Origin of the sequence: Brevibacillus reuszeri, from assembly GCF_002897295.1 — a bacterium.
Taxonomy (GTDB): Bacteria; Bacillota; Bacilli; order Brevibacillales; family Brevibacillaceae; genus Brevibacillus; species Brevibacillus reuszeri_A.
Window position 1 is genome coordinate 258588 of record NZ_BEXF01000005.1, and the last position, 23180, is coordinate 281767.

Sequence of the window (23180 nt, forward strand, 5' to 3'; positions counted from 1 at the left end):
AAAGAGTAGCAGAACCGGAGGAGGAGAAATCGTGGGAAGTAAAAAACAACTCAAGCTAGGTGCCATGCTGCATGGGATTGGAGGGAACATTTCGGGATGGAGACACCCGGATGCTATTACAGATGCGAGTGTGAATTTCGAGTTATACAAGAAATGGACGCAAAAGGCAGAAGCAGGTAAATTTGATTTTGTTTTCATTGCTGATGGACTGTATATTACCGAAAAGTCGATCCCGCACTTTTTGAATCGGTTTGAGCCAATAACCATCTTGAGCGCACTCGCTGCAATTAGCTCTAAAATTGGCTTAGTCGGTACCGTGTCTACCTCTTACAGCGAGCCATTTACGATTGCTCGCCAGTTTGCTTCACTTGATTTGATCAGCGGTGGAAGAGCAGGCTGGAATGTAGTGACATCGCCACTCGAAGGCTCAGCGCTTAACTATGGCAAGACCGAGCAGGAGCATCCGTCTCATCCCGAGCGCTATAAAATCGCGAACGAGTACCTGGAGGTGACAACCGGGCTATGGGATTCATGGGAGGATGATGCATTCGTTCGCGACAAGGAAACGGGTGTATTTTTTGATCCTAAAAAAATGCATACGCTCAATCATAAAGGGAAGTATTTTTCTGTTAAAGGACCGCTCAATGTAGCCAGATCCAAACAAGGTCAGCCAGTCGTATTTCAAGCTGGTGCCTCCGAGGATGGGAAAGATTTTGCAGCAAAGGTAGCGAATGCGATCTTTACGGGGCAAGAAACGCTCGAGGAAGCCAAAGCTTATTATGATGACGTCAAAGGGCGCGCCAAAGCGTTGGGTCGTAACCCGGATGAAATCAGTATTTTGCCAGGCATAGGTCCGATTATCGGCAGCACGCAGGATGAGGCTGAGCGTAAATACACAGAGGCAGCAAGCTTGGTGTCCATTGATCGCGCTTTGGACTTTTTGGGCCGCTTCTATGAGCATCATGATTTTACGCAGTACCCGCTTGACGAGCCGTTTCCAGATTTGGGAGAGCTGGGGCGTAACAGCTTCCAAAGCTCGACGGACAGGATGAAAGCATGGGCGAAGGAAGAAGGCCTCACGCTGCGGCAAGTAGCTCTGCGAGTAGCGACACCGAAACCAACATTGCTCGGAACGCCAGAAAAGATAGCAGATACACTGCAGGAATGGTTTGAAGCAGGAGCAGCAGATGGATTCATCGTTGGGGCAGCCGTTCCTCGTGGCCTGGAGGAATTCGTCGACCAAGTCGTCCCTATTCTGCAAGAACGCGGACTCTTTCGCGATGAGTACGAGGCAGATACGTTGCGAGGCAATCTTGGTATTCCCATTCCTGAAAATAAGTTCGCAGCCCAAAAGAAAGCGGTATTAAAAGAAGGCTGAGTATCTGGTACCAAGCCAGCAAACCCCATCTGTCAATTGATGGGGTTTGTACTTTTTGCGGGAACCACTTGTGGGCTGGGCGAATACCATGTCGTTATCGATTGATTGTGGAGGGATTCATTTTGTATCCAAGATACCCGTATTACGGTTTTAAAACGAAATGTGAAGAAGTACCTATATCCTTTCCAGCACAGCATCAGGACCGTCAGCCGGGAATGGAGTATCTGATGGTCCCACGCCCGATTTATGACAACCCACAGTATATCGGCAGCGGGAAGCTGAGGGATAAAGTAGCGATTATTACGGGAGGAGATAGCGGGATCGGGCGGGCGGTGGCCGTGGCGTATGCCAAGGAGGGAGCAGATGTAGTAATCCCTTATCTCGATGAGCACGTTGATGCGGAAGAAACGAAGCAAATCGTCGAGAGCTATGGACGTAGCTGTTTGCTACTTCCTGGCGATTTGCGGGATGAGCTGTGGTGTCGAGAGGTCATACAGAGAACGGTTGCCTGTTATGGGAAGCTGGATGTGCTGGTGATCAATCAGGGTGTTCAGTTTCCGCAAGCAAGCATTCGCCAAATAAGCCGACAGCAGCTGGAGGACACCTTTCGTACCAACATCTACCCAAATTTCTTTTTAACGCAGGAGGCTCTCCTTCACTTGCAGCCCGGCAGCACAATTATTAGTACGACCTCGGTAACGGCATACGCTGGGCATTCTCTTCTCGTTGATTATTCCGCAACCAAAGGCGCGATTGTTTCATTCACACGCTCCTTGTCTCTGCAGCTTGTAAGCAGTGGTATCAGAGTCAATGCTGTGGCACCTGGTCCAATTTGGACACCCTTGCAGGTTTCTAGTTATTCAGCAGAATATATTACTACACTGGGTTCGGATACGCCTATGCGCCGTGCTGGTCAACCATTCGAATTGGCTCCAACCTACGTCTATTTAGCCTCTGATGACTCCAGTTATGTGACTGGCCAGGTGCTTCATGTAAACGGTGGAACGATGACGGAGACGTAGGCTCCTTCCACTACTGCTCATGATGAGTACCACCGATGACGTGACTTTCGAGGTGAAGCAGTAATTGCAAAAACCTACCTGACTCATGAATGAGCCAGTAAGGCTGTCTAGTGCCGTATATGTATAAATCTATGGCCGCCCTGAGCATACGGTTTACACGCACATGATCACCCATCAAGCGAGCGCATTCCCCCATTGCCATCCATGGATACAAGTCACCGGTTTGGAAGGTGTCAAAATGTGGAAACGCGGTTGTTATTCGTTGATAAAGCATGTGTGCAATCGCAGGATCTGCGACGTCATAAATAATCGGAAACGCTTGTGACGTTACGTCAGGATACCATTTTCGCCAGCCAGGATGTGTATAGTCATACATCGCATACGACCTGAAAAGCCTGCTATACATCTTCAGAATCCCCATTTTACAGGCATTGGCACGAATCTGGGCCTCATTAGCATTTCGATTATCTCCGAGACAGGTGAATAAAAAAGCAGCATCCTCCAAACCGCGCACGACTTCACAATTGTCCATTAAATACTTGACTCGGTAGGAGTGCTTTGCCCAAGTCAATCCGTCTTTTTGTTGGAGGCTGGTGATACCTTGCAGAAGTGTTACTAATTCTGTATGCTTGGTTGCCAGCCAGTTCGTCTTTCCAGTAGCTTTTATCCATTCCGCCACAAGGCTGAATAACGTTGCGTGGTAGCTGTCTTCACTGTCCGCTGTTCCTGTATCAATCTCGGTTTGTCCTTTCAAGCGGTAGTCGTTGACGAAGCCATCGTGATTCAGGTGCCGAAAGTACCATTCGATGTGGCTTTGTATCGGCTCCCATTCGTTCAACGGAATCAGAGCAAGCAAAGCCAAATTGGTGAAGTACGGATTAATCTGTTCACGCATAGGCGCCAGACGAAACGTGCCACTCGGAAGCCAGCAGGACAAGAGAAACATTTTTTCATGCTCAATCAGTGCGCTTTTCTCGCATGTCATTCTATACTCACAACCTTCCTCACGTTAAGGTTGTTACCCACTTAACTCCGTATTCCATCCACTGGAGAGTACGGGCATACGAATCATTGTCGATCGGAGACATATCAACGATCTCTTCACTCACCATACTATTCCATTTTTCATGACGATACCAGTCGACTCCATCGGCAGGTGCATGATCGAAATTCTCCCATACACTGTGCAAGGCGGGACTGTATAGCTTTGACGTGCCCTCTCGCAAATTTTGTCCATCTACTCTCAATTGATAGTCAGGATTGAACGACAGCTTGTTCTTGCGCGGAGTAAAGAGATGTGGCCAATAATCTGCTCGCGAGCCAGTATGAGGAATCCGCGTGGCAAAAGCAACAATTTTCTCCAAGCGTGAAGGATCGTCAAATAGAAGCTTGTAAAGTGTTTTGCCTAGCATGATCCGCTCAGTGACTTCTGGAAAATGCTCTACACTTAGCCCTGTCAAGCTGATTCGTCTGTCAGTCGGGTGTGCCTTATAAGGAAAAAGCACTTGGCTAAGAGAGAGAACAGATTGCGCGAAGAATGCAAAGGTAGAGAAGATGCGATTCAGTGTAAAAGGCTTTTGGACAACCCGCTGTTCGATGTATTGCTGCTCATTGACGATGAGGGCCCGAGTCAGTCTGGAGCTGTCTTGATTTGTTAAAAATTCCTTCCAGTAGCTGTGCATAAAAATCGATACACACAATGGACCAAGTAAGGATGTCAGGTCGGCACCTGTTCGTTTCATTTCCTTGTAAAGCAGCAGTTGTGGGTAAGCATCTTGAAAGATAAGCCAATTACTTCTTTCCAAAAACCAAAAAAATGGCTGGATCGCATGCTCGTCCATCAGCAGCGGGAGCCATTCCCCTTTTAAGTCTGTCATGTTCCAGCCACCATTGCGTGAGACGAGATGTGCGAGCAAAGCCCAATGAATTTCTTTATGCTCCAGATAAAATTCCAGATATGCCTGCGTACGCGTGACGTTATTGCGGTTGGCGAGGGCTGTCTGATGACGAATATGGGCGATTAGGTCTTGTTTGTGGAGGGTCATTGGCTCAATAGTCATGCTGTCGCTCCTTGCTTTTTCGATACAACAGGTTCCCGATTTCCGAAAAAAAAAGCAGGCCCGTAGGATGACCCGCTCTTGCTTCATCCAATCATTTCTAAAACGAGAAGTCGGACCATCAGTTTTTCTTTGGCCTCTTCCCATGTGTTCGCAAAAATGACTACATGCTCGGATTGAAACTCAGTTTCCGCGATGAAAATACCATCTTGTTCGTAAATGTTCATAGAAAATCGTCCTTTCTGATGCCTTTCAAGCATTGTATGCTATCATGATCAAGATGATGCATACCATTTGCTGAAATGATAAGCAGAAAGGGTGGAATTACGTGGAAATTACGGTAACACAAGAAGCGCTGCGGCAATTAAACGCTATGAATCACGCAAAAGATAAGGATACATTTATACGAATTAATGGTGAATTGGTTGGCGGATGCGGCATGACGGTGGATTATGCGTTGTGGTGGGATGAGAGGGGAGTTAATGATCTGGAGGTTGTTGTAGAGAAACATACGTTTTTGATCGATAAAGCGACGATCGAGTATATCGGTGCAGAGAAGCTGACCATCGATTACCGGCAGCAACAGGGATTCCGCCTTGTATCTCCGCATCAGATTGTAGCGTATGGACTGGCTTTAAAAGAGCGTTGGGGGTAAAAATATTGTATGAAAAAAGACCGGGCTTAAAATATGGCTCGGTCATTCTTTCTTCTCAACTAAAACCATGGTTCTAGCATCCCTATCGGAAAACCAGTCTGTTCGTCCGAATCGGGAAAACGGCCCCAGGCAAAAACGCCATTGAAGTAATCAATTGTAAATGGCTGATCATATTCAGGAACACTGTACTTTCCACCGATTCGGAACTCATCTGTTCCTACATAATACGATTTAGCCATAAAGTATTTTTGCTGAATAATGCCAAGCTGAGAATTGTCGCCAAGCTTCTTTTTTGCTTCAGCTTCCAGGCGCAAACGCTCCATTTCTTCTTGGAGCTCAGCTAGCGTCATTTGACTGTACAAGCGCACGGGATTGCCTCCTTTCCATACAGCTTTATTGTAGCAAAAGACAAGGGAAAACGCGATGGATATAGAATCACTAGAAAGGAAGGAAAGGGGAGAAGAACAGATGAGTCGTTTTGACTTGACCGGAAAAAAAGCCATTGTGACAGGAGCAGGAAGAGGGATAGGAAAAGCTGTCGCACTCGGCCTCGCCGAAGCAGGTGCTGAAATAGCAATCGTAGCACGTACAGAGGGAGATTTGCAGGAGGTCGTACAAGAAATTAGAGCAAAAGGCGGCATTGCGCACCCAATCCAGGCAGATCTGACTGCTTCAGGAGCTGCTGACCAAGTGGTTGCACAAACGCTTGAGGCTTTAGGCGGGCTACATATTCTTATAAACAATGCAGGGATGAACATACGCAAGAAAGCGCATGAAGTGAGCGAAGAAGAGTGGGATCGTGTCGTAGATCTAAACATGAAGGCAACGTTCTTTTTGAGCCAAGCTGCCGGTAAAATCATGTGTGAGCAGCGCTATGGACGGATTGTCAACATGGCATCAGTAGCAGGTCTGGTTGCTCTGCGTACAGGTGTGGCTTACGCATCCAGCAAGGCGGGTGTGATTCAAATGACGCGTGTACTCTCCCTGGAATGGAGCAAATTCGGGGTCAATGTGAATGCCATTGCACCATGGTATTTCCGTACGCCATTGACCGAAGAGCTATTGGCAAACGAAACGTTTTTGCAAGAGGTGCTAAGCCGCACGCCTAGCGGGCGTATTGGTGATGTGGATGACCTCGTTGGACCAGCTGTTTTCCTGGCTTCCGATGCAGCAGCGTACATAACGGGCCAAACGATAGCAGTCGACGGTGGCATGTCTGTTTACGGATTTTAACAGGTGAGAAAAAAAGGGCATCCCCAGCTGGGGATGCCTAAATATTTGGGGGCGATTGAGAAAAATATCGATCGGCCGTTCGCATCGTTGTTTTGCTCTCACCCAAAACAATGACGCAAGCCAAAAATCTAGCAACGCATACATCCGTGGATGAATACGTCTAAGAAGTCATTCAAGTTGAATATCGATCGTTTTCTCAATGCGTTGAAAAAGTGCTTACGCTATAAAAATAACAGTCAAAAGTAAATTACGGATAAAGTAAAAATAAAGTATTATTAAATTTTTGTTTTATCGAGCAAATGTGTGATTACCAATGACGACAGTTTTTTCCCTCGACCAGATCCAACGGGAAGTGGCTGTATTCGGATTGAAGAAGTACAAAGAACCATTCGTTGGGTCCTTTCCGTTTACCGCTTCCTGAACTGCTTTGCGTGTACTTGCGTTAGATGTGCGCGAGAGATGGCCGTCATTGAGAGGCGAAAATGCGTTGGGAGCGTAAATAACCTCTCGTACCGTATTTGGGAATTCAGAAGAAGCTACCCGATTCAATACAACAGCAGCAATGGCTACTTGTCCTTCATACGGTTCTCCCCGGCCTTCCGCATAAACGAGCCGGGCGAGCAGTTCCATATCCCTGTCCGACACTTTCACTTTTCCATTGCGAATAACTTTCGGTCGATCGTCTCGACTTGTCGAAATGGAATCGCGTTTTCCTACAGTGACGGGAGTAGTTGGTTTTGCTTGCTTCTTTGCTAGTTGTTCATTGGGCAATGAGGGGCCTATTGGAGCAGGTAAAGCTTGATTGAAGTGAGGAGCTGAAGCGCTTGTTGGAGTTACTAAGAGGCATAATAGCAGCAAACCAAAACTGTTAATAAAGAAGAAAAAGCGCAATCGCGCTTCACGTGTGATCACGTTGGGAACCACTCCTTTTCGCTTTTTGCTTTTTGATTGCGGAAGCGAATCGGGTCATCGACAAGTCTATCGAGATAATCAGAATGGTTCAAGAGGGAATTGGTTCCAAGGAACTATTTACAACGAATGTGAATTTATTAAGTGAGAATAAAAAGAAGCCAGATCAAACACTTTCTTCGTGGTTGATCTGGCTTTTCGATGCACCCGCGAGAAATCAGCAGTTACGTCCCTGCTGGTTTATTTCTCCGTGATTGTTACTGTATTGATTTTAATGGTTTGCTCTGGAACGCTGGTTTCACCTGTTTGTGGGTTGGCTTTTACCTTTGTTCCGGCGATTTTTTGTACGACATCCATACCGCCTACTACTTTTCCGAAGATCGTGTAATTTGGAGCGTTTTCCAGCCCTTCGACATCTTTACCTGATCCGATGAAAAATTGGCTGCCGTTTGTGTTTTTTCCTGCGTTAGCCATGGCCACAACACCAGTCTCATACTTATGACCGTTTTTCAATTCATCTTCAAACGTATACCCAGGACCGCCGATACCAGTGCCGAGTGGATCGCCTGTTTGAATCATGAAATCCTTGATCACGCGGTGGAACGTAATACCATCATAGAACTTGTCCTTCGCGAGGAAAACAAAATTGTTTACGGCGATAGGAGCGTCTTTGGCAAACAGATCAACCGTAATATCTCCCATAGTGGTAGAGATTTTTGCCTGATACGTTTTTGCTTTGTCGATCTGCATGGCTGGAGCTTTGTCATACTTCTTCGCGCCAGTTGGACCAGGCGGCTGCGCTGGTGTATTATCTGCTGGCTTTTGTGGTTGAGTCGGTTGTGCTTCAGGAGACTCAGGTGATGTAGGTGTGGTGGAGTTGCTACACCCCACAAGTAGGCTTATCGAAAGTAAAATCGAACTTATAGCTAGTAGCGTACGTTTCATTTTAATCATCCCTTCATATGCTCGTTTTACGCCCCACATCACATTATAATAAAATGATGCGTGTGGTCAAACTTTGGCAAGGAAGTGTAAAAGTTGTAGAACAGAACAAATCCTGAAAAGAAAGAAGCTGCTGGAGTATCGAAATAGGTATAAATTACTAGTGTAAAAGCGTTTTCGCAAGTTCAATCACATGGCTGTTTTTCCCATACTCATGATATGATGGAAGCAGGCGAGCATGGCGATTGTTCGAGCCGGTGATTAGGTTCACTCTTGTTTTTGAAATGGAAAAATTTGTGTGATTTTGCTACATACATGATCGTGAGGGGGACTATACATGAAAGAGCGATTTGAAACCAAAACGGTACATATTGGACATGAGCCATTACGTCAAGTCAAAGCCAAGTCAACCCCCATCTACCAAACCTCTGTTTTTGCCTTTGAAGGTCTGGAGGAAGTAGAGCAATTTTACACGGGTGAAGGCGAGTATCTGTATACGCGAAACGGAAACCCCAATCAAGCAGAGCTTTCTGATGCAATCGCCGCTCTCGAGCAGGCAGAGGCAGGAGTGAGTGCTTCCTCAGGCATGGGGGCAATCATGGCAGGGCTTTTGTCGGTCTTGGGACCAGGTGATCAGGTACTCGCATCCCATGAAATTTACGGCGGGACCTATGCGCTTTTGTCCAAGGAGCTTTCCCGATTTGGAATCGAGCTTACGTGTATCAACCTAAATGAAGAGTCATCACTTGCGGGTCACGTACGTCCTCAAACGAAGCTCTTTTTTCTGGAAACGATCACGAATCCTTTGCTAACAGTCGTTGACATGCCGTTCTGGATCGAGCAGGCAAAGCAGCATGGATTGACTGTGATGGTAGACAATACGTTTGCTACACCCTATTTGGTACAGCCATTTACCTTAGGAGCCCATCTAGTCGTTCACAGTGCTACAAAGTACATAGGAGGGCATAGTGATGTCACATCAGGGGTATTGGTTGGGGAACGTGAACGGATTGCACGGGCGCGGGAAATTGTCGTAAACTATGGCACCTCGCTGAGTCCCTTTGAAGCCTGGTTGACAGCGCGTGGACTCAAGACACTCGCCGTACGAATGGAACGTCAATGTGACAATGCGAGCGAAGTCGCTTCTTTTCTGCAAGAGCATCCTGCGATCAAGCGGGTCTATTACCCAAGCAAAGAATCTACTGCGTTTTTTCATCGACAAAAACAAGGGGCGATGGTCTCTTTCACATTAGCTGACGAAAACAAAATTTACGATTTTTATCGCGCGCTGGACTGGATCAAATTTGCTCCGTCACTTGCTGGAGTAGAGACGAGTGTATCCCACCCTGTTACGACCTCGCATCGCGCTTTTACAGAAGAGCAGCGACAAGCAACGGGAATTACGATGGGCCTAGTTCGTTTATCTGTTGGGATTGAAGCTTCCGAAGACATCATTCGAGAGCTGAGCTACGCCTTACAAAAATAATTCAAAAAAATTACCCTAAATTCTGTTACTTTCTTCCGAGTCCAAACGTAATACGAAGTTAGAGTAGAAATACTATGTCTGAACGATTTGCACGACTTTTCACGATGAGTGGTGCTTCTTGAAGACTGGAAGAAACCGAGGAAACCGTACATGGGGATGGCAATGAACCGCTCCGCGCAACCATCGGTCCAATCGAATGAGGGTTATTACGAATCTCGTCCGTTTACTGAACTGTATGACGAATATTTTGATCGGGTTAACCGTTATTTGCGTTGCCGCGTTCAAAATTCATGGGACGCAGACGATTTGACGACGGTGGTTTTTTTAAAAGCGCTGGAAAAATTTGAACAATATAGCAGAACCAGTCCGTTTGCTTCCTGGATTTTCCGTATAGCACATAATGCCTATGTGGATTTCATGCGGAAAAACAGGGAGATCCCAGTAGATCAGGAGGAATTTCTGGGGGCAGAACCGGATGATACCTGGCAGCCGGAGCGGCAGGCATTAACGAATGAGGAAATTCGTTTGCTTCGTGACCGGCTCGACTTGTTGTCGCAGGATCAAAAAGACGTGTTAATGCTCCGCTATTTTGCCGATCTCAAAATCAGTCAGGTGGCGGAAGTCCTGGACAAAACAGAATCAAGTATAAAAATGATCTCATACCGTGGCTTGCAAAAACTGCAGAAAATGTACGAAAGGGGGGACTCCGAGTGAGAGAGGAGAATCAAAACCCCCGGGGTTATGACGAGGATCAGACAGTTCCTATGCTCCTAACCCATTTAAAACAGTTGCGGCGTTCCGTTCCTGTCAATTATCAATTGAAATCGGAATTGAAGAAGCAATTGTTGCAACGGATGAGAGAGCTAGAGGTTCAAAAGAAAAAATTACCGGATGTAACCGTGTCAAAACGTAGAAGGAAGCTCATGCAAGCTGGCGTTGTTTCTTTGGTAGTAGCGCTTGCTTTTGGCAGCTATGCATGGTGGACAAAAGATGCGATTTCTGTGAGTGAACCAAAGCTTCTCTCCCTACCCGTTCAATCAAGCGCGGAACAAGTAGATATGGACCCGGCAGGTACTCAAATTGCATACATTTCCCAATCGTCTGTACTGCGTACCCTTCCTATAAATAGTGATCAAAAGCCACTTTCAGTCAAATTGCCGCCAACAGAGGGTAAATACTTATCTGTCTCTTGGGGGAATCATGGAACACAGATCGCGGTTGTCGAACAACAAGATCAGTTATCCAGGCTTTGGATCGTTGATTTGCCTACTACCTACAGTATGGGAAGCAGCCGACTGTTAAAAGAAGAAGAGGGCGTTTTATACCAGGCTCCTAGCTGGTCGCAAAATGATGATTCGATCGCGTATTCCCGTACGAAAAATGACGTTCAGGAGATTTGGGTTAGCAGCACGGTTTCGTTCCAGGAGTGGAAAATCGCTGAAGGCTCACAGCCTGAATGGTCACCAGACGGTCGTTTTCTTGCGTTTGTGGATGAAGGGGAAATCCGAATCATGGAAATGAGGACGGGTAAAATAACGATTCTGGGTAAAGGTGAATGGCCTTCCTGGAGCGGAGATACACGGTTGACCTATACAAACAGCGAAGGAAAGCTAGTCGAAAGCGTAGTTGATGTACAACCTGTCGCGACAAGTGAAGTCACCTTGTTTAATAAATCTCCCGATAGGCTGATTCGGGCTAACTGGTCAGCAAAAGGCAAGCAATTGCTGCTCATATCGCATGAAGAGCAACCAAAAGCGCTGGTTATCTCACTGGCGTCACGATAACGAGCGGAGGAACAAACATGAGATGGAAATGGATGTTGGTCCTCCTGATGGTTTGGTTGGGCGTTTCAGTCCAGCCGGTAAAAGCGGAGGGCAACATAGAGGTAGAAGTAAACGTACCATTGAGCGGAATCATTAAGTATGACTCATGGATGCGTCTGGAAGTTAACGTGACGAGCAAGGAAGAGGCGTTTCATGGATTTGTTGAGCTGTCAAAAGGGAGGGCCAAGAAAAATTCTTACCAGCCAGCCCTGCGTCAGCCTATCATGATTGAAAAAGGACAGAGTAAGAAAATATATTTTGACATGCCTGTTCAAGTCATGCTTGATGAGTGGAATATTTTGCTGACAAAAAATGGGCAGGTCGTCCAAAGTGAGAAGCTGCGACTCCCTTACCCAAAAGACGGACGAACAGTTGGGGTCGTGCACGAAGGCGGCAATGCATTTCATTTTCTCGCCATTAACCAGTCCCAATTCAATATGTCCAGACCGATGACTGTGCAAAATTTGGCGCCAGAGATGCTGCCAGATCAAGCTTGGATTTATCGTAATCTAGATGTGCTGGCACTCGGGGGGAAGCAAGCTGCTCTCTTAAATGATCAACAGGTCGTGGCAATCAAGGAATGGGTGCAAATGGGCGGGATTGTCATTTTGTCAGCAGGACCCGGACAAGATGGTATTATTCAAAAATTTGCAGATGTCTTTTCGGTAGCCCCTGGAGTTGGAGGTACGATTGTGCTATCCGAAGGCTTACGTCCTTATACGGGTGACAAGCTTGCTCCTGCTGGCTCCATTCCGGTCTATAACAAGGATGTCCCCTTGTTTTCATCGCAAAAGGTAGGAAAGGGCATGATGCTGTTTGTCAATTATGATGTGACAGCAGAGCCGATGGCTTCCTGGCAGCATAATTTGCAGCTGTGGCAAAGTGTGCTGCAAAAGCATGGGGCGCAAGAATTATTGGAACAAAATACTTACATGGATCAAATGACTCGTCCTTTTCTTGAATTAAGCCGCATGATTCCAGATGTACAGACCCCTTCTCCGACGTGGATGGTAGTTTTGTGGGGGGGTTATGTGTTTTTGATCGCCCCACTGACTTATTTTGTGTTGAAACGAGTTGGACGTAGGGCATGGGCTTGGGGTGTGATTCCTGGCCTTGCCGTTCTTATTTCAGTTGGTATTTTTGCGATCGGAAAGCCACTTGTGGTGAAAACAAGTGCTAGTAACGCCATTTCTGAAATTAGCATTTTGGACGAACATACAGCACAGACAAGAACGGCGGCTACCTTTTTGACAGTAGATCAGGATCAGTTTGATGTAGAGGTAAAAGCACCGATCATCGCGCTTCCGTTAACACTTGGCCGCAATGATTACGAACCAGAGGGGCAGGCAGAAAAAGATCAATTTCTGGCCTATCGAAACCTTCCTTACCTCACACCCAAGCAAGCAATCGGTTATGGCATTGTGCGCGATATCGGGGAATTCGAGAGCGATTTGAAGGTAAATCGGGATCGTTTGCAGGGACGCATCAAGAATAATACGAAATTCGCCTATGACAATACTTTTATTGAGATTGGATTACAGCGTATACCAATCGGCGCAATGAAAAAGGGAGAAGAGAAGCAGATCGACAGTCTTCTCGAGCCACTTCTCATGCCGAGACAAGAGAAGCAAGTCGTGCCATTAACAATCGAAGAACAGCATAACAGGCTGAAGGACATCGTAATGACCTATGGACAAGGGAATCAAGTGCGAATCGTCGCGACAAGCGATGAAGAGCTGCCTCTCTTAACGATGCGTGAACCACATCGCGCCCATTACTGGAACGTCGTCAATCAAGCCGTATATTTAAAACCGAATGATCAGGGAATCGTTACGTACCCGTACGGTTTACTGGGTGTATACATCAATGAAACCGTAGGGGAGTATGACTCCAGTGGACCAAACCTATGGCAATTGGGTAAAGGAAGTATTACCTTTGAGCTAAAAGCAGGCAATGCGCAAATGGAAATGGAAAGGCTGATTGTTCCTCTGGATCACAGTCCTTTCCGACCGTTCAAAATCGAGTACTTCCACCAAAAGAGTGGAAGATGGCTGCCAGTGGAAAGGGCATCCAGACTGGTGCTGGAGAAGGATTTGGAAGACGTGCTGACACCACAGCAATCCCTGCTGCTACGCTTTTCCAACGATGGAACAACGCGCTTGTCAATGCCTACGCCGTTTTTCCAAGTAGAGGGGAGTGAGCGGAAATGGTGATTGAAACCGTTCATTTAAGCAAGCAATATGGAAATCTACAAGCTTTGACCGATTTAAATCTCTCCATTGATGAGGGTAAGGTGTTTGGCTTCATTGGCCCCAACGGAGCGGGAAAATCCACGACAATGCTCATCCTGTCAACCTTGCTGGAGCAAACGGATGGTGACGCGTATGTGTGTGGATACAACGTACGTAAAGACCCGGTGAGTGTCCGTCAGTCACTTGGCTATATGCCGGATTTCTTCGGTGTGTATGATAACTTGACAGCCGTGGAATATTTGGAGTTTTATGCGGGGGCGTTCAAGATTCCTGCGCCAAAGCGAAGAGCGCTAGTAGCTGATTTGCTGGAGCTGGTCAATCTCTCTCATAAAGCGGATGCGTTTGTTGACTCACTCTCTCGAGGGATGCAGCAACGCTTAGGGCTCGCACGTTGCCTTGTGCATGATCCAGCTGTACTGATTCTGGATGAGCCTGCGTCGGGGTTAGATCCGCGTGCACGGATCGAGCTGCGGGAGATTATCAAACAGCTTCGCGAAATGGGCAAGACGATTTTGATCAGCTCGCACATCCTTCCAGAGCTGGCAGAGCTGTGTGACGATATCGGCGTGATTGAGCAAGGGAGACTGATCGCTTGTGGATCTGTTCACGAAGTAAGCAATCGTGACAGGGAAATGAGCATTATGCAATTACGGGCTTTGCACAATCAAAATACGGCAGCCTTGATCCTTAGCAACCATTCGTCTGTATCCAATCTGGAGGAGTACATGGGCGGATTACGGTTTTACTTCACTGGATCGGAGCAGCAAAAAGCAGATTTACTGCAGGAATTGATCGAAGCCCGGGTAGCCGTCGTTTATTTTGGCGATGCCAAGGCGAATTTAGAAGATGTTTTCCTGTCTATTACGGAAGGGGTAGGTGGCTGATGAATAGCTTCTTTTTTAACCCCATTCTGGTAAAAGAGATGAGAGAGCGATTTCGCTCCAAGAAAACGGTTTGCATTCTGGCTATTTATTTGCTGATTATGGGAGGAATTCCAATCGGGTTCTTGCTCATGGACCCGATGAAGGCAGCTGCACTAGGGGAGAACCGCAACCTGTTTCTCTTGTCCGCAGGCATTCACTATGCGATGGTTTGCTTCGTCGCTCCTGCACTGACGGCTGGTGCAATCAGTGGGGAACGGGAGCGGCAAACACTCCAAATTTTATTGACGACTCAGCTTTCCACGCGCACGATCATATTAAGCAAGCTGATTACATCACTGGCGTTTTCCTGTTTGCTTCTGGTCGCCACCATGCCATTGTATAGTATCGTAATGCTCTACGGCAGCGTTTCACCAGAGCAAATGGCTAAGCTCATTCTTTTTTTGGCCATCAATGTTTTATTTTTAGGTTCACTTGGTCTGTTTTGTTCGACATGGATCAAACGCACCTCTGTCAGTACAATCACGTCCTATGGAATTGCCTTTTTCTTTGTCGTTGGAACGGGACTGCTCTTTTTCTTCATCGGTGAATCGTTGCAGCAAGCATATCCTGAGCAGTTCCCCGATGATGGCGTGTGGAAATTATCCCAGCTCCAAATGCTGGCGGGTATTAATCCAGTGATTGTATTGTTTGGGATTCTAGGTGAATCCATTGCTCACTCTGATCAGATTACATTTTCACCATGGCTCTTCTTTTCGTGTTTTTACTTGTCGCTGACAGTGATTTTCGTTTTTTGGAGTGCCTATTTGTTAAAACCGATTCGTCGGACATGGTGGAGTTGGAAGAAACGACCTGTTCGTGTAAAATGAAAAACGTTGAAGGAGAAGGGAGGGTTTTACGTGAGTGAACAAGAAGTACAAATTATTGATTTTGAAGAAATGCTGCGGTTTATTGAAAGCCGTCTAGCATCTGCCGGGATGCTCGTGAAACGAGAAGCAATTATCACGATTCTTCAAGCAGAAGAAGCGTTTTTGATGGAAAAAGGCGTTCTGCAAGAGTACAGCGAGTAAACAGCGAACAACCTGCCAGATTGGTAGGTTGTTTTTTTGTGCGGCAAAAGACCCACCAGCCTTTTTATCCAGTAGCTATGCAGCTATCACTCGGTTTTCACCAAATGGTACCAGTTAAAAAGAGGAAAAACTTGGTTTGTGGTGAATTCTTTGAGCCATATCCTGTGGATCAAAACGAGGTGCATAATTTTGCAAACGCAAGAAAGTGATAGGAAAGTCCCGGGAACAAACGACCTTCACAGAGCAGTGGAAAATGGACATAACCATATCTTTAGACTGGCTCGAGATCATACCGGTGAATTTGTGATTACGTTATCAGAAGGAACATTGGCGATAGAGTTCGGATTGACAACTGAGCAGATAAGCGGAAAAAAGCTCACTGACAATCTATTTAGCCGTGCAGATATTCAGGTGTTGCCATATTATGAAAGAGCTTTTATGGGCAACGTCGTTGAATTTGAAACAAAAATCCGGGAGCGGACTTTTTTAACGACTCTTTCTCCGATCAGCAAGGATGGAAAAGTTATTGAGGTGATCGGTTCGTCTACCGAAATTACCGAGCGCATAAAGATGGAGCAGCAATTGCAAGAAACCGAAGAACTGTATCGAAGTCTGGTAGAAGATACGCTTGTTGGTGTGTATATTGCCTATGTAGAGCATCCGGGTTTTGTATACGTCAATCCACGTCTTGCTGAAATCTTTGGTTACAGCCAGGAAGAGCTGGTACAAATGACGGCAGCAGATCTGGTCATACCCGAGGAACGAACAATCATTCGTGCTAATCAGGATCGGCGGTTGAATGGCGATCGTTCCAGTATCCGCTATCAATTCCGTGGGCTGCGCAAAAACCAAAGCATCGTTGAGGTCGAAGTATTGCAAAAGACAAGCATGTATAAAGGGAGGGCAGCTGTCATCGGAATTCTGCAGGATGTGACCGAACGCAAGCAAGCGGAAGAGATTGTTCGCAAGTCGGAGATGCTCTCCATAGTGGGCCAGATGGCAGCTGGAGTCGCTCACGAGATACGCAATCCGTTGACCTCGCTGAAAGGCTTCCTGCAGCTACTTCAGAGGCAAACCCATGACAATAAAGAGTATTACGGGATCATGCTTTCCGAGCTCAACCGCATCGAGTTCATCATTAGTGAATTTTTGGTTCTGGCTAAACCACAGGTCATCATTCATCGCAAACACGAAATACAGCAGCTACTCGAGCATATTGTCATGCTGGGAGAAACTCATGCCATTATGTTCAACGTCGAGATCAAGACGCAGTATGAGAAAAATATACCGCCTGTCCCATGTGAGGAGAATCAGTTAAAGCAAGTTTTTCTGAATTTACTGAAAAACGCGATTGAGGCGATGCCGACAGGCGGTAAGGTCACGGTCACTGCCAAAATGGACGGCAGCATGCTGCTTGTTGCCTTTGCAGATGAAGGCTGTGGAATACCGGAGGATCGTTTGGGAAAACTAGGTGAGCCCTTTTTTACAACAAAAGAAAAGGGCACCGGGCTGGGACTCATGGTCAGCTACAAAATCATTGCTGCACATGAAGGCACGATCCGTGTCAGAAGTGAAAAGGGGGTAGGCACGACATTCGAGGTAAGAATACCCGTGGGATAGTATTCATTCGCCTGTTTGCTTCTACCGGAAAAAAACGGTATGATGGAATTGAGAGCCAATAACCGCATAAGGACGTGAACACATTGACAGAAGAAAATAAAGACCTTGAATTGGGCGATATCATTACGCTGGATGATGAAAATGGTGAACCGTTGGGTGACTTTGAAGTGATTGCACTGTTTGACCTGAACGGTAAAGAATATATTGCCTTGACCGAAGCAATCGAAGATGAAGAAAGCGAAGAGGAATTGGACGAAGAAGTAGATATCTTCGTATTCCAAGTCGACGGTGGAGAAATGGTTCCACTCGAAGAGGACGAAGAAAGCACTGTTTATGCGAAGCTGAACGAGGTTTTGGAAGGCATCGAACTGATTAAAGAAGATAACTAATTCGTTTATAAAACAAAAGCCACTGCAGGCTCACTGGAAATTGTGACCATGCAGTGGCTTTTTGTATCCATTTAGTCGTTCATTTTGATGATGTTGTCTTTGAGGTCGCGGACAACAAGCAGGCACGTATAATCCGTCTCTTGCAATTCTCTGACCAAAGAGGAGCATTCGTCCTTGGTCAGACCCAGCTTTTCAAGACGAGTGCGCAGCTCCTCACCGCCATTGTCAAAAAAATGGGCTTTGCTGTCGATGTCTCCGACCGCGCTTTCAAAATGAGTACTGAATTTATAAAAATTGTTCCGTTGATTGGAGTGGTTTTTATCGGGGTTCCATTTTAAAACCCAGATATCATCCTTGTGGTATCCAGAAGAATTCAATGCTTGAATATCGGAGACCAACTCCTGATCGTAGCGGTGGAACTTCACAAACGGCTTGGTAGCACTAATCAAGTTGATTTCCCCCTTTTTCGCCTCTGAAGACGATGCCTTACTAGGATGCCCTGTGAATCTGGACAGATGATTGGAAAAACTTGTGCTTTCTCTTTGACCTTTCTTTGCCAGAAATGCTACACTATGAACTGGTAGTGGTATGAAACGATTCCCAAAAAACACTTGTGCCCAGACGACCGTTTCGTTTTTGGCTTCTTGATCCCTGTGGAGAATGCTTGTACCGTATAGACGAACACTGACGTCTGTTGACCGAGAATTTATCAAAGCAATCGGCCATCTCGCTAGGGGCGAGGTGGCTTTTTTAGCCCATTTTGCTATGATCGTTGAATACTATAGGAACCATACGGTACAATAGCGATTAAGTGTTCGCTTTTTTATACCTTCGCCAATTTCGCTTGCGTGAAAATATACGGAGTATAAGAATAGTGGAGGCTTCGGCTTTTGCACGTGGCGATCAGCCAGTTTTTTCTAAGGAAGTTGCTTTTACAGTAGAGGGGAGAGCGCGATTGAAGGAAACAGATACACTACATACATTAACGTACACGGAAGAAGATATTCAGGTCCTGGAAGGCTTGATTGCCGTTCGCAAACGTCCAGGAATGTACATAGGCTCCACCGGCAGCAGAGGCCTTCATCATCTTTTGTGGGAGATTGTGGACAACGCAAAGGATGAAGCGCTGGCAGGTGTAAACGATAGCATCATTGTTACGCTCTACAAGGATGGCAGCGTAAGTGTGGAAGACCACGGGCGCGGGATTCCGACTGGTATGCACAAAACAGGAAGACCTGTTCCCGAAGTAATTTTTACGACTCTGCATGCCGGCGGTAAATTTGGCGGCGGAGGTTATAAAAAAAGTGGTGGGTTGCACGGAGTAGGCTCCAGTGTGGTTGTGGCATTGTCCAAATGGCTCGAGGTAGAAATTCACCGCGAGGGCAAAATTCACAAGCAAAAATTCGAATATATCGTAGACGAAAAGGGCGTTGAGCATGTAGGCAAGCCCGTAACCGATCTCGAAATTACCGGAAATACCAAACGGACGGGGACGACTGTACGTTTTTTACCTGACGAAGCGGTTTTTGGAAACGCTCGCTTTGACTACGAGACGATTCGTGATCGCTTCCGTGAAACAGCCTTTTTGTTGAAAAAGCTGAAAATGGTATTGATTGATGAGCGCGGCCCTGAGAAAAAACGGGAAGAGTTTTACTTTGAGGATGGACTGAAATCGTATGTGTCCTATCTGAACGAAGGAAAAAACACACTCCATCCGATTGTTTACTTTGAGGGCGAAAAAGACAACGTCTATGTCGAACTTGCCTTCCAGTACAACGACGGCTATACTGAAACGCTTGTCTCCTACGTCAACTCGATTGTCACTACAGACGGAGGAACGCATGTTACGGGCTTCCGCAATGGTACAACCCGTATATTTAACGAATTTGCTCGGAAAAAAGGGTACTTGAAGGATAAAGACCCGAACCTGACGGGAAATGATTTGCGCGAAGGCTTCCTTGGCGTGTTGTCTTTGCAAATGGCTGATGTCCAGTTTGAATCCCAAACAAAGGATAAGCTGGGCAACGAAGAAGCGCGGGCCATTGTGGAACAGATCGTTTCAGAAAAACTCGGTTTTTTCCTGGAGGAAAACCCAGAGACAGGCAAGCTTCTGATCGACAAGGCGCTTCGCTCTGCTGAAATTCGCGAAGAGCTCCGCAAACAGCGTGAAGCTTTGCGTGGTGATAAAAAAGGGAAGACGGCGAAGAAGCGCAAGTCTATTTCCGAAAAGTTCACCCCGCCGCAATACAAGGACTCCAAGCGCAATGAGTTGTTCCTGGTCGAGGGTGACTCCGCTGGTGGTTCAGCCAAGCAGGCGCGTAATTCCGAGTTTCAGGCTCTGTTCAGCTTGCGTGGCAAACCGCTGAATACAGAAAAAGCAAAGCTGTCCGAGGTGCTGGCCAACGAGGAGTTCAGAACGATTCTCGAAGTGCTGGAAACCGATATCGGCGAAGAATTTTCCATCGAAAACTGTGCGTTTGACAAAGTTATTATCATGTCCGATGCGGACGTGGATGGCTCACACATCCAAACCTTGCTGTTGACATTTTTCTTCCGCTACATGAGGCCCATGATTGCAGCGGGTCATTTATATATCGCCCAGCCACCGCTTTATCAGGTGAAAAAGCAGAGCAAGGGCAAGCAGACAGAAGCAATCTATTGCTGGTCAGACTATGAGCTGGAGCAAGCCTTGAAAAAGGTTGGACGCGGTGCAGAGGTACAACGTTATAAAGGCTTGGGTGAGATGAACGCCGATCAGCTCTGGGAGACGACAATGGACCCTGAGACTCGCAAGCTAATCAAGGTCGAACTGGAAGATCTGGCTCACTGCGAAAAACTCGTTACTGTATTGATGGGCGACAAGGTTCCTCCAAGACGCGAGTGGATTGAAAGCCACGTCACCTTTGAAATGGGGGAGGATGAATAAGCATGTTGTCCAATCAGATTATTAAACAGAGCTTCGCTGAGATCATGGGCAAGCGTTTCGGGGATTATGCCAATCTGGTCATCCTCTCCCGTGCGATTCCGGATGCGCGTGATGGTCTCAAGCCTGTACAACGCCGTATTCTTTATGCGATGTACCAGGAAGGCAATACGAATGACAAGCCATACCGCAAATCAGCCAAGACAGTTGGTTACGTAATGGGTACATACCATCCACACGGAGACTCCGCCATTTATGAAACGATGGTTCGGATGGCACAGTGGTGGAAGATGCGTCAGGTGCTCATTCAAGGTCACGGAAACTTTGGTAGCTTGGATGCAGACCCACCAGCTGCCATGCGTTATACAGAGTCACGCTTGTCTGCGTTGTCCAATGAGCTTTTACGCGATATTGAAAAAGAAACGGTCACCTTTATTCCGAACTACGATAATTCAGCCATGCAGCCAGCAGTTCTGCCAGCACGCTTTCCGAATTTGCTCGTGAACGGTGCTGCCGGGATTGCGGTTGGTTTTGCCACGGATATTCCAACGCACAATTTAGGAGAAGTCATCGACGCTGCTGTAGCACAGATGAAGAATCCGAATATTACCCTGGACGAGCTGATGCAGCATGTAAAAGGACCTGATTTTCCAACAGGAGCGATTGTCCAAGGGGTATCTGGCATCCGCAAGGCATTTGAAACGGGGCGCGGACAATTCATCATTCGCGGGAAAACGCATGTCGAAGAACCAAAAGGTGCGAAAGTAAAGAAAATCGTGATCTCCGAAATTCCTTACGAGGTAGTCAAATCCAAGCTTGTGGCACAGATTGATGAGCTGGTGATGGAGCGCAAAATTGAGGGGGCTCTCGCTGTACGGGATGAAACTGGACGGAAAGAAGCCGAGCTCAAAAAGGTGCGCATCGTGGTCGATATTCGCAAGGAAGCCGATGAAAAGGCGATTCTCAATTACTTGTACAAAAATACCGATCTGCAAATCTATTACAACTACAATATGAACGTGATTCACGAGGGGACCATCCGCCAGATGGGACTCAAGGCTCTGCTTGCTGCGTACATTGATCACCAAAAGGAAGTTGTTACGAATCGATCCCAGTACGATCTGAACAAAAAGCAGAATCGGGAGCATATCGTCCAAGGGTTGATCCGTGCGAAATCAATCCTCAGAGAAATTGTAGATACGATTATGGATTCGGAGGATCGCGCTGACGCCAAGCGAAACATCATGGAGAAGTACGGCTTTACGGATGCACAGGCTGATGCAATCCTGAATATCCAGCTGGCATCTTTGACCCGTTTGGATATTGTCAAGCTGGAAAAGGAATTGGCGACGCTGGCAAAAGAAATCGAGGAGCTCAAGGCGATTCTGGGAAGCGAGAAAAAGCTGATCCAGGTCATTACTGGTGAGCTGAACGAGATCAAGAAAAAATATGCCGAGGAGCGCCTGACGGAAATTCAGGGGGAGATCGAGGAAATCAAGATCGATATCGCGATGCAAATTAATGCGGAAGATTGCATCGTGACTCTTACCAATGAAGGGTACGTCAAGCGGACAAGTCCTCGTTCGTTCAAATCAGTGGGCGGCACGCTTGAGACCTGTGGGGTTAAGGAGGGGGATCGTGTACGTCACTTCGTAGAAACCAATACGTCCCATACTGCCCTCTTCTTTACACAGGATGGAAAGTATTTCGCTACACTCGTTAATGCTTTCCCAGATGATAAGTGGAAGGACATTGGCTCTGCTCTCGTCAACGTGATTCCTCTGGAGAAGCAGCAGCGTATCGTTGGATTTACCATCGTCGAGAGCTTCAAGCAGGAGCTGTATGTGTATCACGTCAGCAAAAGCGGTCTGGTCAAAAAGACAGCACTTGCCGAATATGAAACGAATCGTTCGAGTGCCCTGGTCGCTGCCAAGCTGAAATCGGATGGAGACGAGTTCGTCCATGTGTTTGTCGCAAATGAGACAGGCGGTATTCTCGGGGCAACAAAAGATGGCATGGGCATCCGCTTTATGCGCAGTGAAGTTAGCACAACAGGCCGTGCCTCTAGCGGGGTGAAAGCAATTACACTGGCTGCAGGCGATGAAGTCATTACGATGCTGCCGATCGAAGAAGACGATAGCCGGGCATTCAGCTTGGTAACAACAGATGGTGTCTTGAAACGAACAGCGATTACTGATATTCCTCTACAGGGCCGTGCAGGCAAAGGTGTGACATTGATCCGGAAAAGAAAGAGCAATCCGCACCAGCTGCTTGCGATCAGCATCGAAGAAACGATGTATGCATGGACTGAGCAAAATGAATGGAGTCTGATCGATACGAGCCAAGTCATCGTGAATGAACAGGGCGGCATTGGTCGAACAGTAGTCGAAGGCGGCTTGAAAGCTATCGCATTTGAAACCGTTTTGCCTACGGAAGAATCAAAAGATGACGGTCCTGGAAAAGCATCGGGAGAGGGAGCATCCCATGGAGGCTCATCACAGAAAACGCCAGACTCACAAGGTACTCTTTTTGATGAGTAA

At 46.8% G+C, this 23180-nt stretch carries 22 protein-coding genes; 15 read left to right on the plus strand and 7 right to left on the minus strand.

Annotated features, from left to right (window positions below):
- The first annotated feature begins 31 nt into the window (after positions 1-31).
- Complete coding sequence (locus tag C3B52_RS10905) at positions 32-1378, plus strand: LLM class flavin-dependent oxidoreductase (protein ID WP_103106105.1); 1347 nt, start codon at positions 32-34, stop codon at positions 1376-1378.
- Positions 1379-1500: 122 nt separating this feature from the next.
- Entirely contained in the window at positions 1501-2400 is a 900-nt protein-coding gene (locus C3B52_RS10910; protein ID WP_103106106.1) for an SDR family oxidoreductase, read from the plus strand.
- A gap of 10 nt (positions 2401-2410) precedes the next feature.
- Here the strand turns inward: C3B52_RS10910 and C3B52_RS10915 are convergent, their stop codons facing one another.
- The 3 genes from C3B52_RS10915 to C3B52_RS36395 form a co-directional block, all read right to left on the minus strand.
- Complete coding sequence (locus C3B52_RS10915) at positions 2411-3385, minus strand: hypothetical protein (protein ID WP_103106107.1); 975 nt, start codon at positions 3383-3385, stop codon at positions 2411-2413.
- A 19-nt stretch (positions 3386-3404) separates the two neighbouring features.
- Entirely contained in the window at positions 3405-4460 is a 1056-nt protein-coding gene (locus C3B52_RS10920; protein ID WP_103106108.1) for a DUF2515 family protein, read from the minus strand.
- 83 nt (positions 4461-4543) lie between these two features.
- Entirely contained in the window at positions 4544-4684 is a 141-nt protein-coding gene (locus tag C3B52_RS36395; RefSeq protein ID WP_162839535.1) for a hypothetical protein, read from the minus strand.
- 101 nt (positions 4685-4785) lie between these two features.
- Between C3B52_RS36395 and C3B52_RS10925 the strand changes: the two genes are divergently transcribed.
- Positions 4786-5112, plus strand: coding sequence for an iron-sulfur cluster biosynthesis family protein (locus tag C3B52_RS10925; protein WP_103106109.1), 327 nt, complete (start codon positions 4786-4788; stop codon positions 5110-5112).
- A gap of 59 nt (positions 5113-5171) precedes the next feature.
- On the opposite strand, the gene C3B52_RS10930 is transcribed toward C3B52_RS10925, so the two are convergent.
- The gene (locus tag C3B52_RS10930; RefSeq protein ID WP_103106110.1) at positions 5172-5480 is read right to left on the minus strand and encodes a YfhH family protein; all 309 of its coding nucleotides are present in this window, start codon (positions 5478-5480) and stop codon (positions 5172-5174) included.
- A gap of 100 nt (positions 5481-5580) precedes the next feature.
- Between C3B52_RS10930 and C3B52_RS10935 the strand changes: the two genes are divergently transcribed.
- Positions 5581-6345, plus strand: coding sequence for an SDR family NAD(P)-dependent oxidoreductase (locus tag C3B52_RS10935; protein WP_103106111.1), 765 nt, complete (start codon positions 5581-5583; stop codon positions 6343-6345).
- Positions 6346-6633: 288 nt separating this feature from the next.
- Here C3B52_RS10935 and C3B52_RS10940 read toward each other — a convergent pair whose 3' ends face one another.
- A complete protein-coding gene (locus C3B52_RS10940; protein WP_103106112.1) occupies positions 6634-7257 on the minus strand; it encodes a cell wall hydrolase in 624 nt (207 codons plus the stop codon).
- A gap of 237 nt (positions 7258-7494) precedes the next feature.
- Positions 7495-8199 carry a peptidylprolyl isomerase gene (locus C3B52_RS10945; RefSeq protein ID WP_103106113.1) on the minus strand — a complete coding sequence of 235 codons (705 nt, stop codon included), beginning with the start codon at positions 8197-8199 and terminating at the stop codon, positions 7495-7497.
- Positions 8200-8533: 334 nt separating this feature from the next.
- Here C3B52_RS10945 and C3B52_RS10950 point away from each other — a divergent pair, with 334 nt between their 5' ends.
- The 9 genes from C3B52_RS10950 (at position 8534) to C3B52_RS10985 (ending at position 17717) form a co-directional block, all read left to right on the plus strand.
- Positions 8534-9682 carry a trans-sulfuration enzyme family protein gene (locus C3B52_RS10950; protein ID WP_103106114.1) on the plus strand — a complete coding sequence of 383 codons (1149 nt, stop codon included), beginning with the start codon at positions 8534-8536 and terminating at the stop codon, positions 9680-9682.
- Between the two features lie 150 nt (positions 9683-9832).
- On the plus strand, positions 9833-10396 hold the full coding sequence (locus tag C3B52_RS10955) for an RNA polymerase sigma factor (RefSeq protein ID WP_103106115.1): 564 nt from the start codon (positions 9833-9835) through the stop codon (positions 10394-10396).
- The gene (locus C3B52_RS10960; RefSeq protein WP_103106116.1) at positions 10393-11466 is read left to right on the plus strand and encodes a PD40 domain-containing protein; all 1074 of its coding nucleotides are present in this window, start codon (positions 10393-10395) and stop codon (positions 11464-11466) included. The genes C3B52_RS10955 and C3B52_RS10960 overlap by 4 nt, the downstream gene beginning before the upstream one ends.
- 17 nt (positions 11467-11483) lie before the next feature.
- On the plus strand, positions 11484-13718 hold the full coding sequence (locus tag C3B52_RS10965; RefSeq protein ID WP_103106117.1) for a hypothetical protein: 2235 nt from the start codon (positions 11484-11486) through the stop codon (positions 13716-13718).
- On the plus strand, positions 13712-14641 hold the full coding sequence (locus C3B52_RS10970; RefSeq protein ID WP_103106118.1) for an ABC transporter ATP-binding protein: 930 nt from the start codon (positions 13712-13714) through the stop codon (positions 14639-14641). Before C3B52_RS10965 ends, C3B52_RS10970 begins: the two co-directional genes overlap by 7 nt.
- Positions 14641-15507, plus strand: a complete 867-nt coding sequence (locus C3B52_RS10975) for an ABC transporter permease (RefSeq protein WP_103106119.1) — start codon at positions 14641-14643, stop codon at positions 15505-15507. The genes C3B52_RS10970 and C3B52_RS10975 overlap by 1 nt, the downstream gene beginning before the upstream one ends.
- Before the next feature lie 30 nt (positions 15508-15537).
- Positions 15538-15708, plus strand: a complete 171-nt coding sequence (locus C3B52_RS36400; RefSeq protein WP_164684734.1) for a hypothetical protein — start codon at positions 15538-15540, stop codon at positions 15706-15708.
- A gap of 246 nt (positions 15709-15954) precedes the next feature.
- Positions 15955-17328, plus strand: a complete 1374-nt coding sequence (locus tag C3B52_RS10980) for a PAS domain S-box protein (RefSeq protein WP_235615664.1) — start codon at positions 15955-15957, stop codon at positions 17326-17328.
- An 83-nt stretch (positions 17329-17411) separates the two neighbouring features.
- Entirely contained in the window at positions 17412-17717 is a 306-nt protein-coding gene (locus tag C3B52_RS10985; RefSeq protein ID WP_103106120.1) for a DUF1292 domain-containing protein, read from the plus strand.
- Between the two features lie 71 nt (positions 17718-17788).
- Here C3B52_RS10985 and C3B52_RS10990 read toward each other — a convergent pair whose 3' ends face one another.
- Positions 17789-18166, minus strand: a complete 378-nt coding sequence (locus C3B52_RS10990; protein ID WP_049739216.1) for a general stress protein — start codon at positions 18164-18166, stop codon at positions 17789-17791.
- 506 nt (positions 18167-18672) lie between these two features.
- Here C3B52_RS10990 and C3B52_RS10995 point away from each other — a divergent pair.
- Complete coding sequence (locus C3B52_RS10995) at positions 18673-20643, plus strand: DNA gyrase/topoisomerase IV subunit B (RefSeq protein WP_103106197.1); 1971 nt, start codon at positions 18673-18675, stop codon at positions 20641-20643.
- 2 nt (positions 20644-20645) lie between these two features.
- A complete protein-coding gene (parC, locus tag C3B52_RS11000) occupies positions 20646-23180 on the plus strand; it encodes a DNA topoisomerase IV subunit A (RefSeq protein WP_103106121.1) in 2535 nt (844 codons plus the stop codon).

Coding starts and splice junctions, on each gene's coding strand:
- C3B52_RS10970 (WP_103106118.1), top strand. CDS start 13,712: ATGGTGATTGAAACCGTTCATTTAAGCAAGCAATATGGAAATCTACAA.
- parC (WP_103106121.1), top strand. CDS start 20,646: ATGTTGTCCAATCAGATTATTAAACAGAGCTTCGCTGAGATCATGGGC.
- C3B52_RS36395 (WP_162839535.1), bottom strand. CDS start 4,684: ATGAACATTTACGAACAAGATGGTATTTTCATCGCGGAAACTGAGTTT.
- C3B52_RS10950 (WP_103106114.1), top strand. CDS start 8,534: ATGAAAGAGCGATTTGAAACCAAAACGGTACATATTGGACATGAGCCA.
- C3B52_RS10965 (WP_103106117.1), top strand. CDS start 11,484: ATGAGATGGAAATGGATGTTGGTCCTCCTGATGGTTTGGTTGGGCGTT.
- C3B52_RS10920 (WP_103106108.1), bottom strand. CDS start 4,460: ATGACTATTGAGCCAATGACCCTCCACAAACAAGACCTAATCGCCCAT.
- C3B52_RS10935 (WP_103106111.1), top strand. CDS start 5,581: ATGAGTCGTTTTGACTTGACCGGAAAAAAAGCCATTGTGACAGGAGCA.
- C3B52_RS10945 (WP_103106113.1), bottom strand. CDS start 8,199: ATGAAACGTACGCTACTAGCTATAAGTTCGATTTTACTTTCGATAAGC.
- C3B52_RS10975 (WP_103106119.1), top strand. CDS start 14,641: ATGAATAGCTTCTTTTTTAACCCCATTCTGGTAAAAGAGATGAGAGAG.
- C3B52_RS10955 (WP_103106115.1), top strand. CDS start 9,833: ATGGGGATGGCAATGAACCGCTCCGCGCAACCATCGGTCCAATCGAAT.
- C3B52_RS10915 (WP_103106107.1), bottom strand. CDS start 3,385: ATGACATGCGAGAAAAGCGCACTGATTGAGCATGAAAAAATGTTTCTC.